This is a genomic window from Streptomyces sp. NPDC056452, from assembly GCF_042796085.1.
Taxonomy (GTDB): Bacteria; Actinomycetota; Actinomycetes; order Streptomycetales; family Streptomycetaceae; genus Streptomyces.
On sequence record NZ_JBHTRI010000004.1, the window covers coordinates 124,283 to 140,551 of the forward strand.

11 protein-coding genes are annotated in these 16,269 nt (G+C 69.4%); 10 read left to right on the forward strand and 1 reads right to left on the reverse strand.

Going from position 1 to position 16,269, the window contains the following annotated elements; all coding sequences use genetic code 11:
• Positions 1-8: 8 nt before the first annotated feature.
• Positions 9-416: a peptide-methionine (R)-S-oxide reductase MsrB gene (gene msrB, locus ACFQ6X_RS05770; RefSeq protein ID WP_383176438.1), complete on the forward strand. Its 408-nt coding sequence runs from the start codon at positions 9-11 to the stop codon at positions 414-416.
• An 82-nt stretch (positions 417-498) separates the two neighbouring features.
• Here the strand turns inward: msrB and ACFQ6X_RS05775 are convergent, their stop codons facing one another.
• On the reverse strand, positions 499-969 hold the full coding sequence (locus tag ACFQ6X_RS05775; protein WP_383176441.1) for a hypothetical protein: 471 nt from the start codon (positions 967-969) through the stop codon (positions 499-501).
• A gap of 572 nt (positions 970-1,541) precedes the next feature.
• Here ACFQ6X_RS05775 and ACFQ6X_RS05780 point away from each other — a divergent pair.
• From ACFQ6X_RS05780 to ACFQ6X_RS05820, 9 genes are read left to right on the forward strand one after another with little or no spacing between them, the layout of a single operon-like run.
• Positions 1,542-3,392 (forward strand): phage tail sheath family protein, encoded by a 1,851-nt coding sequence (locus tag ACFQ6X_RS05780; protein ID WP_383176444.1) that lies wholly within the window; start codon positions 1,542-1,544, stop codon positions 3,390-3,392.
• A gap of 28 nt (positions 3,393-3,420) precedes the next feature.
• Complete coding sequence (locus ACFQ6X_RS05785; protein ID WP_329206313.1) at positions 3,421-3,945, forward strand: phage tail protein; 525 nt, start codon at positions 3,421-3,423, stop codon at positions 3,943-3,945.
• Positions 3,946-3,953: 8 nt separating this feature from the next.
• Complete coding sequence (locus ACFQ6X_RS05790) at positions 3,954-4,712, forward strand: hypothetical protein (protein WP_383176447.1); 759 nt, start codon at positions 3,954-3,956, stop codon at positions 4,710-4,712.
• Positions 4,705-5,442 (forward strand): hypothetical protein, encoded by a 738-nt coding sequence (locus ACFQ6X_RS05795; RefSeq protein WP_383176450.1) that lies wholly within the window; start codon positions 4,705-4,707, stop codon positions 5,440-5,442. The genes ACFQ6X_RS05790 and ACFQ6X_RS05795 overlap by 8 nt, the downstream gene beginning before the upstream one ends.
• A gap of 4 nt (positions 5,443-5,446) precedes the next feature.
• Entirely contained in the window at positions 5,447-6,367 is a 921-nt protein-coding gene (locus ACFQ6X_RS05800) for a DUF4255 domain-containing protein (protein WP_383176453.1), read from the forward strand.
• Positions 6,368-6,397: 30 nt separating this feature from the next.
• Positions 6,398-8,461: an ATP-binding protein gene (locus ACFQ6X_RS05805; protein WP_383176456.1), complete on the forward strand. Its 2,064-nt coding sequence runs from the start codon at positions 6,398-6,400 to the stop codon at positions 8,459-8,461.
• Entirely contained in the window at positions 8,452-8,739 is a 288-nt protein-coding gene (locus tag ACFQ6X_RS05810; protein WP_383176459.1) for a hypothetical protein, read from the forward strand. The genes ACFQ6X_RS05805 and ACFQ6X_RS05810 overlap by 10 nt, the downstream gene beginning before the upstream one ends.
• A complete protein-coding gene (locus ACFQ6X_RS05815; protein WP_383176462.1) occupies positions 8,736-15,056 on the forward strand; it encodes a DUF4157 domain-containing protein in 6,321 nt (2,106 codons plus the stop codon). The genes ACFQ6X_RS05810 and ACFQ6X_RS05815 overlap by 4 nt, the downstream gene beginning before the upstream one ends.
• Positions 15,043-16,263, forward strand: a complete 1,221-nt coding sequence (locus tag ACFQ6X_RS05820; protein ID WP_383176465.1) for a hypothetical protein — start codon at positions 15,043-15,045, stop codon at positions 16,261-16,263. The genes ACFQ6X_RS05815 and ACFQ6X_RS05820 overlap by 14 nt, the downstream gene beginning before the upstream one ends.
• The last annotated feature ends 6 nt before the right edge of the window (positions 16,264-16,269 follow it).

Below are 16,269 nucleotides of genomic sequence, written 5' to 3' on the forward strand. Positions count from 1 at the left end.
GAGCCACCGTGTCGTACGACGTCGAGAAGCCCGACGAGCAGTGGCGGGCAGAGCTGAGCCCCGCCGAGTACGCGGTGCTGCGCAAGGCAGGCACCGAGCCCGCGTTCGTGGGTGAGTACACCGACACCAAGACCGCGGGCGTCTACTCCTGCCGCGCCTGCGGGGCGGAGCTGTTCCGCTCCGACACCAAATTCGAGTCGCACTGCGGCTGGCCGTCCTTCTACGACCCGAAGGACACGGACGCGGTCGAGCTGATCCAGGACAACAGCATGGGCATGGCCCGTACCGAGGTGCGCTGCGCCCGCTGCGGCTCGCACCTGGGCCACGTCTTCGAGGGCGAGGGCTACGCCACGCCCACGGACCAGCGTTACTGCATCAACTCGATCTCGCTGACCCTGGCGCCGGACGAGAGCTGAGCACGGGGACGGGGCGGCGCCGCGGTCGGTCCTCCCGGGACTCCGCGGGCGCCGCCGGCCAGTCCTGCCCGGGTGCGGCCGGTCAGTCCTCTTCGGGCTCCGCGGGCGCCTCGGGGCGCAGCAGCGGGTGCGCGACGCCGGGGAACACCCGGGCCCGCACGACTTCCTCGGCGGACCCGCCCTGGACCACCGTCTCCGCGACGCCCCACGGCCGGCCGGCCAGCCGCACGGTCAGGGTGTACGAGGACGAGCAGCCGGTGCACTCGTAGCGGTCGGCCCAGACCTCCACATCCGTGACGCTGCCCGGATACCGCCTCACGTGCAGGTGCCGGGCATGGCAGTGATCGCACGTCTCGCCCGGCTCGCAGGTGCCGCCGCACGGACAGGGCACGTCCAGCGACTCCGCCGGCTGCCAGCGCTGGATCAGCCTGGCCTCACGGGTCGCGCCCATGTCCTTCATGGCCTTGAGATTGCGCGCGGCGACGTTGTACGACTCGCCGGTCGCGGCCATCCGGTCCCGGATGACGTCCTTGCGCCCGCGGTTCGTCGTCATGTGTTCCTCCTGGGTGTACGCAGCCCGCCAGGAGGCCCACGAAATCGTTCTCCCTACGGTACCTGGCGCACCACCCCCGCCGCCCCGGCCCCGGCCCGCAGCCCGGGCGGCCCGCGTACCCACAGTGCGACTGTCTGTCCGGTATTCGAACCAAATGGCCATTCCTCGGGGCGGAACGCACGGCGGCGCGCCGTCATCGAGTCAATTCGGCTTGATTCTCTCGCGGGCTCAGACTTTTCTGTGAAGCGATGGTGAACTGAATCTTCATATGCTCATACGGAAATCCTCTGACCATGCCGAATCATTTATTGCAGATCCGGTCGGACCGTCCTGCCGGATGACCGAATCACCACCTTGACCGGCTCTCCGGGCGCGATACACACTCGCAAGAGGCACTCATGCATCAGGAGCCACCGGCGCACACGGATGCGGATGGCCCTGCGAGACCGATATCGCACGGGGTGAACAACGGGGGAAACGCGCGGGGGGATTATGTGTGCGGGTTCGACGCATGCACGCAATTCCTTCACCTCTCCTCTCATCTCTTGGTGCGCGAAGGGAATGGAGGGGGAATGCCGACGCACATGGGCTATCCCGGTGTTTACATCGAAGAACTTCCCAGCAGCATCCGTACGATCGCCTCGGTCACCACCTCGGTGACCGCGTTCGTGGGACACACACGCCGGGGTCCGCTCAACCAACCTGTCCGGGTCACCAGCTTCGCCGACTTCGAGCGCCGCTTCGGCGGGCTCACCTCGCAGAGCGCCCTCAGCTACGCGGTGCACCAGTTCTTCGGCAACGGCGGCACCCTCGCGGTGATCGTCCGTGTGGCCAAGGCCGGCACCGGCGAGGACGCCTGCGTCACGCTTCTGTCCACCGAGGGCCGCAGTGAGTGCCCGGTGCTGGAGGTGCACGCCAGGGAGCCCGGAGTCTGGGGCTCGGGCCTGAGGGTGGCCGTCGACCACGACACCCCGGCACCGGACAGGACGTTCAACCTCCATGTCCTCGACGCGCGCGGCGGAGCCCGGGAGTCCTTCACCGGCCTCTCGATGGACGCCGGTCACGGCCGCTTCGTCGAGACAGTGGTCAACGCGGGTTCCTCCCTCGTCCGGGTGAAGGCCCTCGATGAGGACCGGCCCGACCCGTCCGGCACGGTTTCCAAGCCCTTCGCTGCGGAACTTCCGGACCTGAACGTCGAGTTGAAGGTCAAGATCGGCGATGTGGAGCGTGAGTTCACGCTCTTCGAGCCCGACCGCGACGGTGAGCCGCCGAGCAACGTCATCGAGCTGGCCCTCCTGCTGGAGCGCAAGCTGCGCGCGCTGCCCGACGCCCCGGGGAAGCACGCCTTCGCCGGGGCCGAGGTCGCCGCCTTCGGCAGGCGGCTCCAGGTCGTCGCGGGGTCCGTCGACCCGGACGACGTGGTCCGCTTCGTCGGCGAGTGCGCCAACGACCTGGGACTCGAGGCCTCGGTCAACCCGCCCGTCTTCCCGCTGGAGGGCGGCAAGGACGGCGACCCGCCCGGGCCGCGCGACCTCATCGGCAGCGAGGCGCGCAAGACCGGCGTGCAGGCCCTGCGCGACGTGGACGACGTCAATCTGCTCGTCCTGCCGGAGCTGTCGGCGTACGAGTCCACCGAGGACATGGTCACCGTCCTGTCCGCGGCCGAGCAGCTCTGCCAGGAGCGGCGGATCTTCCTGCTCGTCGACTCTCCCTCGACGTGGGGCAACGTCGACGCCGCTCGGGCGGGGATCGGCGCGTTCGAACCCGTACGCAGCAGCCACGCGGCGCTGTACTTCCCGCACCTGCAGCTCACGGACCCGCTCACCGGACGGCTGCGCTCCTTCCCGCCGTCGGGTGCCGTCGCCGGTGTGATCGCCCGGACGGACGGCGAGCGGGGCGTGTGGAAGGCGCCGGCCGGGACCGAGGCGCGCCTCGCCGGGGTCCGGTCGCTCACGGTCAAACTGACCGACCGGGAGAACGGGCTGCTCAATCCGCTGGGCGTGAACTGCCTGCGCACCTTCCCCGTGGTGGGGCCGCTGGTCTGGGGCGCCCGCACGCTCGAGGGCGCGGACGCGCTCGACAGCGAATGGAAGTACGTACCGGTGCGGCGGCTCGCGCTGCATGTCGAGGAGAGCCTCTACCGCGGTCTGCAGTGGGTCGTCTTCGAACCCAACGACGAGCAGCTCTGGCAGCAGATCCGGCTCAAGGCGTCGGCCTACCTCAACGACCTCTTCCGGCAGGGCGCTTTCAAGGGCGGCACACCGCGCGAGGCGTACTTCGTGAAGTGCGACAAGGACACCACCACCGACGCCGACATCGAGCGCGGAGTGGTGAATGTCGTGATCGGAATCGCGCCGGTCAAGCCCGCGGAGTTCGTGATCGTCAAGATCCAGCAGTTCGCCGGGCAGTTCGACCTCTCGTAACCAAGGAAAAGGAACACGAAGGAAACCGATGGCTGAGTTCCAGATCAACGCCCATCGCTTCGACCCCTACAAGAATTTCAAGTTCCTGGTCCTCTGGGACGGTCGAACGGTCGCGGGTATCAGCAAGATCAGTCCACTGAAGCGCACCACCGAGGTGGTCAAGCACCGCCACGGCGGTGACCCGAGTTCACCCCGCAAGTCGCCGGGCCGCTCCGAGTTCGAGGGCGTCACGCTCGAACGCGGTGTCACCCACGATCCCGAGTTCGACCGCTGGGCCAACAAGGTCTGGCAGGTCGGCGCCGGGCTCGGCTCGGAGGTCTCGCTCCGGGACTTCCGCAAGGACATCATCATCCAGGTGCTCAACGAGGCCGGGCAGGTGGCCGTCTCGCACAAGCTCTACCGGGCCTGGGTCAGCGAGTACCAGGTCATGGGCGAGCTCGACGCGAACGCCAATGCCGTCGCCATCCAGAGCGTGAAGCTGGAGTGCGAGGGCTGGGAGCGGGACTACGAGATTCCGGAACCGGTCGAGCCGTCGTTCACCCACCCGGCCTGAACGTCGTCGTGATCCCCGGAACAGCCCCCGTGGGGCCCGCCGAGCTGCTGGCCGCCTGGGAGAGCGGGCTGGCCCTGGGTGCGGCGGAGAGGTCTCTGCTGCTGCACCGGGCGGCCCGCCCGGCGGCCGGTGCCGACGAGTTGCTGTCGGTACCGGTCGGTGAGCGGGAGGCCGACCTGTTCGCGCTCCGCCGGTCGCTGTTCGGCGAGCGGATGCAGGTGCGGGTCGAGTGCGGTGCCTGCGGCGAGGCCATGGAGTTCGACCTCGACGCCGGTGCACTGGGCGTGCGTCCGGCGGCGGGGGACCGGCTGCTGCGCGTGGCGGAGGACGATTGGGTGGTCGAGTTCCGGCTGCCCACCGTCGCCGACCTCGCGGCGGCCGGCGGGGCCGCCTCCCCCGCCGAGGCCCGCCGGCTGCTCGTGACGGGCTGCACCGTGCGGGCCCTGCGGGGCGGGGAGCCCGTCGACGTCGAGCAGCTGACCGCTCTGCTGCCCCCACGGGTGGAGCAGCTCATCGCCGAGCAGGCCGCCGAGGCGGACCCGACGGCCGAGGTGACGCTGAACGTGGCGTGCCCCGAATGCGGTGAGGCCACCCCGGCCGAACTGGACATCACCTTCTACCTGTGGACCGAACTGGACACCTGGGCACGGGACCTGCTCCTCGATGTCCATCTGCTCGCCACCGCCTACGGATGGAGCGAGCCGGAAATTCTGGCGCTGAGCCCCACCCGGCGCCGTTACTACCTGGAGCTGTGCACCGATGCCTGACTACTTCGACCGGCTGCTCGCCCGGTACACACCGGTGGCCGCGGCCACCGATGACACCGGCGCGCGCGTGCGGGTGCGGCCACGGCTGTCCGGCCCGTTCGAGCGGGCCGAGGCACTGCGGCACGGGCAGCCCGAGCCGGACGAGCCGGCCGCGCTGCTCCCCTCCGCTCCCCGGGCCGCCACGAACCCTGGCCAATCGGTCCGGCCGGCCCGGGAGGTGCACACCGAGCGGCACACCGTGGTGCGTACCGAGCAGGCTCCGCAGCCCGCTGAGCCGGGGCAGCCGGTCCGGTCCGCGGCCGCGGTCCCCGCACCCCTGCTACGGCCCCCGGCGGCTCCGTCGCCGGAGGCCCGGCCCAGTGGGACGGACGGCACGCGGGCCGCGCGCCGGGGGCGGCCGTCCGCACCGGACGACCCGGCGTCGGCGCCCGTCACGGCGGCCGCACCGGCACGGGCGGCCGCCGCACCGCCACGTGCGGCGCTGCTCCCCATGCCCCGCGACTCCGACTCGGCCGCCGCGCGAGGAGCGGCGCTCGCCTCGGTGGGACGGCGCGCGCCGCGACCGGCCGAGCGCGTCGTACACGTGCAGATCGGCCGGCTGGAGGTCAGCGCGGCGCCACCACCCGGAGCGAGCGGTTCACCGTCCGGCCGCCCCGCACAGCCGGCCGGACGGCCGGCCCCCGTACTGACGCTGGCCGACTACCTCTCGCGCGGCGGGAAGAGGGACTGACGACATGAGCAACGCACTCGCCGTCGCCTTGGTCACCCAGGCGCTCGCCCTGCTGATCGAGAGCAACCTGGGGCCCGAGATGGACATCGCCGTCAAGGTGGAGACCCGTAAGCCACCGTCGGAGCCGCCGAGCGAGCCGACGATCACGGTGTTCCTCTACCAGGTGACGCCGAACGCGGCGATGCGCAACAACGACCTGCCGACACGCGCCGCCGACGGAACGCTGCGCAACCGGGCGGCTGCGCCGCTGGACCTGCACTACGTGATCAGCGCGTACGGGGAGGAGACGGAGCTGGTCGGGCAGCGACTGCTGGGATGCGTGATACGCACGCTGCACGAATTCCCGGTACTGCCACGCGAACTGATCGAACTGGCCGCCGAACGACCGCATCTGGCGGGCACCGATCTGGCGGACTCGCTGCAGAAGGTGCGCTTCACACCGACGGTCATGGACGTCGACGAGACGTCCAAGCTCTGGGGAATGCTGCACCAGACGCCCTACACCCTGTCGGTGGCCTACCAGGCATCGCTGGTGGTGATCGAGGGCCGCGAGAAGCCGGTCCCGGCGAAGCCGGTCGAGCATCGCACGGTACGGGTGCTGCCGTTCGGGGCACCGGGTGCTCCCGTGCCGCCCGTCGCTGCTGTGGAAGAGGCGGACGAGGACACGTCCAGTCCGCCCGCCGGCAAGAAGGCCGTGGCGACGAAGGCTGTGGCGACGAAGGCCACGGCTAAACAGGCCACGGCTACACAGGCCACGCCTCAGCAGACCACGGCGAAGAAGGCCGCAGGGGTGGCGAAGGCCCCCGCCAAGGCCCCGGCCAAGGCCCCCGCCAAGTCCACCAAGGCGGCCGCCCGCCGTACCGCTCCGCCTCGTCCCCGCAGGACGGCCGACAGCGATACACCGGCGCCGGACGACAAGAGCTGAGCCGAAGTGCGGAACACGGGGGGTGAGGACATGGGTACATACGAGGAGGCCGGTCGGGGCGAGAGCGGCGACGCGGCAGCGCAGGGACGTGCGCTTCTGGCGGCCGTCCACGCCGTACTCGCCCGCGTCGACGCCCACGCCGGGCGTGCGACCGCCGGGGCAGCCGATTCGGCCGGGGCAGCCGATACGGCAGGAGGCGTGCGGCCCGCACGGAACGAACCCGAACCCGAACCCGACCCCGGATCCGGCACCGGTGCCACCCCCTCGACGGGCGCCGTCCTGGCCGCACCCCCCGGCCCCGCCGCCCTCGACGCGCTCGTCGCCTGCTTCGGCCTCAGCCCGTTCGAGCGCGAGATCGTCCTGCTGGCGGCAGCAGCCGAGCTCGAACCCACCACGGCCCCCCGCTGCGCCGCGGCCTGCGGGGACCCGGAGCGCGCCCACCCCACCTTCTCGCTCGCCCTCGCCGCCCTCGGCGATCCGCACTGGAGCGCACTCACCCCCGTCGCCCCGCTGCGGCGCTGGCGCATCGTCGAGCTGGACGACGAGACCAGGCTGACGACGTCCCGGCTCCGGCTCGACGAGCGGATCCTGCACTTCCTGGTCGGTTCGCCCTATCTGGACGCACGGCTCCACGGGCTGCTGCGCCGGACCGCCGTGCCGGACTCGCTGCCCGTCTCCTACGACCTCGCGGCGAGCCGGGTCGCGGCCGGCTGGGCGGGGGCCGGGCGCGGTGCGCCGCTCCGGGTCGAGCTGGTCGGGGGCGATCTCCGTACCCGCGCGGACATCGCCGCGGTCGCGGCCCGCCGCTCGGGACTCGGCCTCTACGAGATGTCGGCCGCCGACCTTCCCGCCGCTCCTGACCGACGCGACCGGCTGGCCCGCCTGTGGCAGCGCGAGGCGATTCTGCTGCCTGCGGCGCTGCTGGTGGAGATCGGTGACATGGACCGTGAACAGGCCGCCGCCACCGACGCGTTCGTCGAGAGCGCGGCCGTGCCGCTGGTCGTGTCGAGCCCCGATCCGCGGCAGACGGCCCGTCCCCGCGGGGAGCGCGTCACCGTTCCGCCGCTCGACGCGGACGAGCAACTCGGCGTGTGGACAGATGCGTTCGCCGACGTACCGGATGTGTCGGAGGGCGATCTGCGCGACCTCGTGGCCCAGTTCTCACTGCCTCCGCATCTGGTCCGCTCGGCCGGCGCAGCCGTGGCCCGGGACCTGCCCGGCGAGGACGAACTGGACGCGACCGGCCTGGCCTGGCAGGCGGGTCTGACCGAGGCCCGGATGGGCATGGACGAGCTGGGCCGTCGGATCGAGCCGCAGGCGACGTGGGGCGATCTCGTGCTGGCCGAACGGCAGTTGCGCGTCCTGCGCGAGATCACCGCACACGTGCGGCAGCGGCCGACCGTGTACCAGGAGTGGGGTTTCGCCGGGACGCTGCGCCGGGGGCTGGGCGTCACCGCGCTCTTCGCGGGCGGCTCCGGCACCGGCAAGACCCTCGCCGCCGAGGTGATGGCCAAGGAGCTCGGCCTGGACCTGTTCGTCATCGATCTCTCCCAGGTGGTCAGCAAGTACATCGGCGAGACCGAGAAGAACCTGCGCAAGGTCTTCGACGCCGCCGAGCAGGGCGGGGCGCTGCTGCTCTTCGACGAGGCCGACGCGCTGTTCGGCAAGCGCAGCGAGGTCAAGGACAGCCACGACCGGTACGCCAACCTCGAAGTCAGCTATCTGCTGATGCGGATGGAGGCCTACCGGGGGCTCGCGATCCTCACGACGAACATGAAGCAGGCCCTGGACACGGCGTTCATGCGCCGCATCCGCTTCGTCGTCGACTTCCCGTTCCCCGGCGAGAGCGAGCGGGCCGAGATCTGGCGCCGGGTGCTGCCCGCGCGGGCGCCGATGAAGGGCGTCGATCCGGAGCTGCTGGCCCGGCTGACCGTGGCGGGCGGTTCCATCCGCAACATCGCCCTGTCGGGTGCGTTCCTCGCGGCGGAGGAGGGCGACCGGCTCCAGATGCGCCACATGCTGGAGGCCGCTCGTACCGAGTACCTGAAGCTCGACCGTTCCCTGACGCCTTCGGAGGTGCACGGATGGGTCTGAACGAGCAGCAGCGCACGGTACGGGTGGACATCGGCGAGCTGGTACTCGACGGATTCGGCCGGGTCGACCCGGAACGCGTATCGGAGGCCTTCCAGGCCGAGTTGGGCCGACTCGTACGGGAACGGGGCGTGCCGCTCGCCGCGGACGGCGGACAGGCACTGGACGCCCTGGCGGGACTGCCCCCGCTGCCCGCGTCGCTCTCGGCGCGACGCCTCGGCCAGGAACTGGCGCGCGCGGTGCACACAGGCCTCTCGGGCGGGGGCGAGGTGACGCGATGAGTACGTCCCACTCGCAGGAGGCGCGGTCGGACCAGTCCGCCAAGCGTCGTAAGCGCAAGGAGCGCGCCGCGTCCCGGGCGCCCGAGCCGAAGAACATCGTCAGCGGCGCCGGCCAGCCGCTCGACGTGAGCGTACGCCGCGAACTGGAGGAACAGCTCGGGCACGACTTCAGCCGGGTAAGGCTGCACAACGACCCGGACGCCGCCGCGCTCACCGAGATGCTCGGCGCGGACGCGGTCGCGGTCGGCCAGGACATCTTCTTCCGGGAGGGCGCGTACCGCCCCGGCACCTTGGACGGTCAGCGTCTGTTGGCCCACGAGTTGCTGCACACGGTGCAGAACCCGCACGGCCTGGGCGCGCTGCGCGCCGGGCGCGAGCTGGGCGAAGTGAGCCTGCCGCAGCAGGCGATGGAGCGCGAGGCGGAGGCGGCGGCCCAGGAGTCCGTACGGGACGGGGAGCCCGGAACCCGGGTCGAGGAAGGGCAGTCGACGCCCGGCTGGCTGCGGTACGCGACCGTGGACGCGGACCGGAACCGGCTGGAGCAGATCGATCCGGCGACGCTCGTGGAGCGGCTCGCCAACTCGGTCGTCCGCTCGCTGCGCGGCGACCCGGAGGACCGGTCCAAGCGCACCCGTAAGCAGCTGGCACGGTTGCCCGAGGAGTTGCAGGACTCCGTTCTGGAGCGCCTGGAGGCCAGGCTACTCAACTCGGAGCACGAGCGGGTGCTCGACCTCGTCGACGAGGTGGAGGCCTACGACGACCTGGAGCGGAACTCGCTCGAGGCACCGGGCGTGGAGAACGATCCGGTCGAGGAACTGCGGTACGAGCGGGAAACCGAGCAGCGGTCGGCCGAGGAGCAGCGGGAGGAGGAGCAGCAGCCCGCGCCGGGTCCGGAGAAGGACCAGGACGACGAGGGCGGTGCTCCCGGCAGTACCCCGGAGAACGAATCCGCTCCCCAGGGCGGCCAGCAGCAACAGGCCCAGGAGCAGGACCAGGGCGCCGCTTCGGCGGCACCGGCTGCCGCACCTCAGCAGCAGGTGTCGTCCGCCTCCTCCGGCTCGGCCTCGTCCTCACCCTCGGGCGGTAGGTCCGAGGGTGGCGGAAAGCCGGCCGCCTCCTCCGGCGAGGGCAAGGAAGGCCAGGAGCAGCAGGGCGCCCCGGCCGCGAGCAAGGAGGAGTCCGCGGCCAAGAACCGTCCGGGCGCCGTCGATGCGCTCGTGGCGGGTCAGCAGCTGAAGCAGGAGGACAAGGGCGGCTCGGAGAAGCCCGCCGGCTCTCCGTCCGCGGCCGGCAAGGACACCCGGTTACCCGGTGCGTTCAGCACACTCGACGGCGTACGCAACCAGGATCTCGACGGCCCGGAGAAGACGTCCGACGACGACCCGTTAGCGTCCGGCAGCGAGTCGGAGGCCGAGGCCGGCGGGGAGCCGAGTGCCTGGGACGTCGAGCTCGAGCCGGAGGACTTCCTGCCGGCGCAGGACCTCGACGTCTCCGCCGTACCGACGGCGGACAAGCTGGACCCCTCCTCGTCCGGCGCCGGGACCGTCCCGTCGTTCCCCGCGCCGCCGGTCACCAAGGCCGACCAGGTGCAGGCCGAGCGGGACGCGGAGGACGCCGAGGACGCTGCGGCGGAGTCCGAGCCCGAGCCCGACGGTGCCGGTCCACCCGCCGATACGGAGCCGTCGGCCGAGGCGGACCAGGGCGCACAGGGGGACACACAGCTCGGCGGACTCGCCCTGGAACAGGCCGCCGAGGTGCGGCCGGTGACCGACTCGCGCGACCCGAAGAGCGGCGCCGACCCGAAGGCCGGTCCCGTCGCCGCGCAGACGACCGTGCAGGAGGCGCCGGGCACGTCGGAAGCCGGAAGCGACGCCAAGGAGGCGGCAGCCAAGGAGGAGAAGGGCACTCCTGCCGGGGGCGGCACGGCGGCGGGTGCGCAGGAGAAGGCCTCGCCGCCGGCGGTGGCCGGCAGCGCGGCGGCGCCGGAGCCTGCGGCCAAGGAGGAGCAGAAGAAGACGGACGCGGCTCCGGCGGGCCGGAGTGAACCGACGGCGGACTCGCAGGCCCCCTCGCCCGCACGGGACACGCATGTCTCCGGCGGGTCCACCGTGGACACGTCCGGCGGTGCACCGAGCGAGTCGTCGGACAGCGGCCCGGCGAAGAGCGAGCCCGCTTCGCGTACGGAGAGCCCGGCGCCGAAAGCCTCCGCGCCCACCACTGCTCCGGAACCCACTAGGGCTCCCGATGCCCCGAGCGCGGCGAAGGCCGCACCGGCCCCCAGGGCAGCGGCTTCCAAGCCGGCTCCCGCCCCCAAAGGGTCGAGCGGCGGTGGCGGTGGCGGTGGGGCCAAGGCGGCCGCACCGGGCAAGGGCAGGAAGGACTCGGGAGCGGCCCCGAACCTCTCCGGAGTGGCCCCGGAAGCGGGCCTGACCACCGCTTCGAAGCTCAAGCCGCACAAGGCACTTCAGGCGATGACCGGCGTGAGCGGCTCCGTGGACCGCACCGTCGGCGACGAGCACAAGACCCTCGCTGCCGCGCCGCCCTCGATGCAGCGCCCCGCCGGCGCCCCGCAGACCCTGGAGGGCAAGCCGAAGGCGGACGCACCGGCCCAGTACTCCCAGGATCCGGCGGCCAAGTCCGAGGCCCCGAAGGACGAGAAGGCCGAGGTCAAGGGGGCCAAGGAGCCCGAGGGCCAGATCGAGGCGGAGAAGGCGGAGGAGCCGGGCGGCTGGGACACCTTCAAGATGGCCCTGGGCTTCGGCATCGGCAAGGTCCTGAGCTGGGTCGGCTTCGAGGTGGACGCGTCCGAGCTGGCCGCCAAGTTCGCCGGACTGCCGACCAAGGACGAAGCGCTGAAGAAGGCCCAGGCGGGCAATGCGCCGGGCGTGGAGATGGAGGGCGCCGCCGAGCAGACGGCGGGCGAACAGGGCACCGCTGTCGACACCAAGGGCCAGGAAGTGGTGGCGACGGGCAAGGACGACGCAGCCCGCCCGATGGGGGAGAACCAGGTCTACCCCAACGCTCCCAAGGAGCAGATGACGGCGAAGGTGCCCGGCGGGCAGGGCGGCAACGGGGGCGCGCCCGACGGAAGCGCCGGAACCGGGGCCGTACCGCCGGAGGCGGCCTCCGAAGTGGCCGAGCACGAACAAGGGCCGCAGTTCCAGGCCGCGTTCAGCGACGGCCAAAAGGGCATGTCCGAGGGTCGGCAGACCAAGGACAGGGACTTCCGCGACTCGCAGCAGAAGCACAGGGCGAAGGTCGACACGGAGGTCGCGACCAACACCAAGAGCCAGGCGGGCGAGCGCGAGAAGGCCCTGGACGAGGTCACCGCCGAGCGCGCCGACTGGCGCACGGAACAGGACGCGGAGCTCAAGACCCTCGGCACCAGGAAGACCGAGCGGCACGAGAAGGTCCGCACGGACGTCAAGGAGAAGGAGAAGAAGACCGACGAGGACGTCGTCAAGGAGAAGGACGACGGCGACAAGAAGATCCAGGACGAGAACACCAAGGCGGAGAAGGACGCGGAGAAGCAGCGCGACGACAGCGTCGAGGACTCGGGCAACTGGGTCAGCAAGGCCTTCGACTGGATCAAGCAGAAGGTCATCGACATCAAGAACGCGATCGTCCGCGTCATCAAAGCGGCGCGCGACGCGGTCGTCGGCTTCATCAAGAACTTCAAGGAGACGGTCGAGCGCTGGATCAACGAGGCGCGGAAGTTCATCGTCGACGCGATCAAGAATCTGATCGACGATCTGATCGAGTTCGCGAAGTCGATGGTCCGGGCCGTCGTCGAACTGGCCAACCGCATCAGGAAGTTCATCACCGGGCTGATCGCTGCCGCGATCGCCCTCGTGAACAGGCTCGCCACAGCGCTGAAGCAGATCATCACCGATCTGCTGGACGCCATCGGCAAGCTCCTGAGCAGCATCCTGGACCTCCTCAAGAAGATGCTGCAGGCCGCGGTGAAGGCGGTCGTCGCCGCGGTGAAGGCGGTCATGGACTTCGCCTCGAAGCTGCTGAGCGCGCTCGGCGACTGGATGCTGATCGCGGTCGACTTCCTCTCCGACCCGGGCGGCTGGCTGGGCGGTGCCAAGAACTCGGCGGTGGACGGCGCGAAGAACCACCTGTTCCGGGAGGTCAAGGCCGCCGTCAAGCAGTGGTTCAACGACAAGATCCAGGAGATCATCGGCGTCCCGAAAGCCATCTTGGACAAGCTGCTCAAGGGCGGCATCAAGATGGAAGCCATCGTCAAGGAGGCCTGGGACGCCGTAGTCCCCCAACTCCCCTTGATCATCGGCGAGCTGGTCATGACCAAGATCGTCGCCAAGCTGATCCCGGGCGCGGGCTGGGTCATGGCCGTGATCGACGCCATCCGCACGGCCTGGGGCGCGCTGAGCGCCATCCTGAGCGCGCTGGGCATGGTCCTGGACTGGCTCAAGTCGGTCCGGAGCGGTGGCGCAGGCATCCTCTTCGCCAAGGCGGTCGCGGCGGGCGTGGTCGCCCTGCTCGAAGTCCTCTACCAGGCGCTGATGACCGGCATCGGCAAGTACGTGTTGAAGGTGGGCAAGCGCCTCAAAGGAGTCGCGGCGAAGCTCGGCAAGGACAAGGGCGGGGGCAAGGACAAGAACAAGGACGGCACGGGCTCGGACGACAAGGGCGGCGACAAGAAGAACCAGGAGCAGGCCCCGAAGAAGGACACGGCCGCCCCGGGCAACCGCCCCACCACCACGACTCCGAAGCCCGACCTCACCAAGCCCGGGAAGCCCAAGACCGCCCCGGGCAAGGGCAAGGACAAGGACGGCACCAAGCCGGACACCCGCCCGAGCCCGTCCCCGAAGCCCAAGCCGAAGCCGGAACCGCCGGCCAGGCCGAAGACCGAACCGGACACGAAGCCCAAACCGAAGGACGACACCCCGGACAAGCCGAAGGACGACACCCCGGACAAGCCGAAGGACGACGACAAGGACGCGACGAAGCCGAAGCCCGATAAGGACAAGGGCACCCCGAACAAGCCGAAGGACCAGGACCCGAACAAGCCCAAGCCCGACGACAAGGTCGGCCCGGCCAAACCCACCGAGGACAAGGGCAAGGACAAGGACGGTGACGGCAGGAAGCCGAAGCCCAAGGACGGAGACAAGGACCCGAAGAAGCCGAAGCCCGACAGGGACAAGGACAAGGACAAGAACGGGAAGCCGAAGGACAAGGACCCGGCCAAGGAGAAGCAGGCCAAGAAGGACCAGAGGAAGAAGGGCGAGGACTCGAAGGAGTCCAAGGATCAACGTCTCCAGAAGATCATCGCGCGCATCCGGCCGAAGCTCCTCAAGATCATGCGAGTGGGCGTTCCACGCCCAGTCATGAACGGAACGCTTTCCGGCATGCGGGTCTGGTACAGGCTCACTGCGCTCCTGCTCCAGGGCAAAGACAACGGCAGCATCATGGCCGAACTCAACCCGAAAGGGCCGGTTCTGCCGTTCCACAGCACCGACGGCTGGGAAGAGGAAGAGGCAGTAAAAAGGGCTCGCAACGAGGCGCGGGAGCAGGAGAAGGAAGCCACCCGCGGCCTCAGGGAATCCGGACGCGGCGAAGGCACTCAACGGACCGCGCACGAGAGGGAAGGAGGGACGTCTCCCGAGCAGTCCAAGCCGGGCTCGCTCTCCCCCCAACTGAGGAGCATTCTCGCAGCACCGTTGCCAGGCCATGGAAAGCGGCGAGGCCGGCGCGGCGGACCAGTTACACAGGGCGAGAGCCTGACATTCCGAAAGGCCAAGGTGAAGGGCCGGGAAGTGCCGGGCGACGGGCTCACTCCGGACCACATCCCGTCCGGCGGTGCGCTCATCTATGCGGCACAAAGAAAGGCCATCGCCAGGGAGGAGAAGAAACAGGGGACCAAACTGACTGACGCGGAGGTCTTGAAACTACTCAAGGACGAGGAATTCATAACCGTCGACTCGAAGGGAAACTGGAAGCGAGGACCGCGATCCGAAAAGCTTTACAAGGAAGCCTTGACCCTCATGATCACCGGAAAGGAGCACGAATATCGCAAGGCGGACCCGGAAGGTGGTTCGCGGACCCACGGGGCACGAAACGATGATCGCCAGATCGCCCTTGATGCCAGGGATCTGACAAAGGCCACCGAGGACGATTTCAGATTCTATCTGAACCGTTGGCTCGCAAGAAACACCCTCATCAAGAGTCTGGTCTACAGTATGGTGGTCCACTACAAGAGACTGACCGATCGAAAAGAAATCGAATACTCCGACAGCATCGACAATCTGCTGTTGCACTACTGGGAGAAGGCGAGAAATGACGCCAACTGAGGTAATCGAAAGAATTGTCCTCGATCCCGACCTGTCGGTTCCTGAGAAGGATGAACGCATCATTGCCTTCCTGGCGCAGTCCGTCGGCAAGGGGGTGGCCGCAGCCGTCCAATGCCTCAGTGAAACCTCCGACAAGCGGGTATCCGAGTTCGTCGCCGCCTACCTGGAGATGATCCCCGGAGCACGCCCGGAGAAGAAGCGGGTGGCGGAGCGGCTGCGCGGCGCCGGTCCGCTCGCCCAGTCGGCCGCCAGACTGGTCCCCTGGCTTCCAGGATCCCTCGTCGACGCATTCATCCAGGACTATCTGGCCGCCCCGGACCCGGATTCCCCTCTGGGATCGGTCCTTCTTGCCATCGGGATCTACTACCCGGAGAGTCTGCGCCCGCACGCCGACCGGATCGACAGCCCCTTCATCCGGCGCAGTCTTCTGTCCGGTGCCCCCGACTCCCTGGCCGACGCTCTTCTGGGCCAGTGGCAACAAGATCGGGACATCGACGAGCTGCACTCATTGGCACTCATTCGAACTCGACATGCCGCTGACCTTATCGAATCCGTACGCGACGACATTGATGACCCGGAGGACTGGGAATGGTTGATGCCGCTCGCCGGCCGCCTCCCGGACAGCGGTGAGGACTCCGGATTTCGCCCTTCTTTCATGGGATTCGTTGCCGACGAAGGCGAAAGCAGCCACGTCATGGGCGGAACGTACCCGGGTGACGTTCCCCTCTGCGCCGACTGCCGGGCACCGGCCGAGCGTGTTCTTACTCTCTCGGCAAATGCGCTACCCCACAATCTGAGCCAGGACCCCACATTCTTCTGGTTCTCCTGCGACTGCGAAGAAGTCGACAGAATTGTCGTGCGATTCAATCCGGATGGCACAAAGGTCTACTTTGGGCCGCAGGGGCCCGCTGGAAAAGGCTCACGCATCATCCCGGGTAAGCGTTCAATGGTTCTGGAAACGCATCCCAATCAGGCAGGAGTGAGCCTTATGGCTATTGCCGGACGGTCGCAGCACCAAGTGGGCGGCCTGCCTCGATGGCCCTCGCCTGAGCTGCATCCCATCTGTCCCGAGTGCGGAAATTTCATGCCCTTTCTAGCCGCCATCGACAGTGGCCCCACCCCGTACGGCCCGATGGGTTTTGAGGGTTTGCTCTTCGGCTTCTGGTGCGACGGCTGCTCCGTTTCCACCACGCAGATTCAGGAATGAACATCC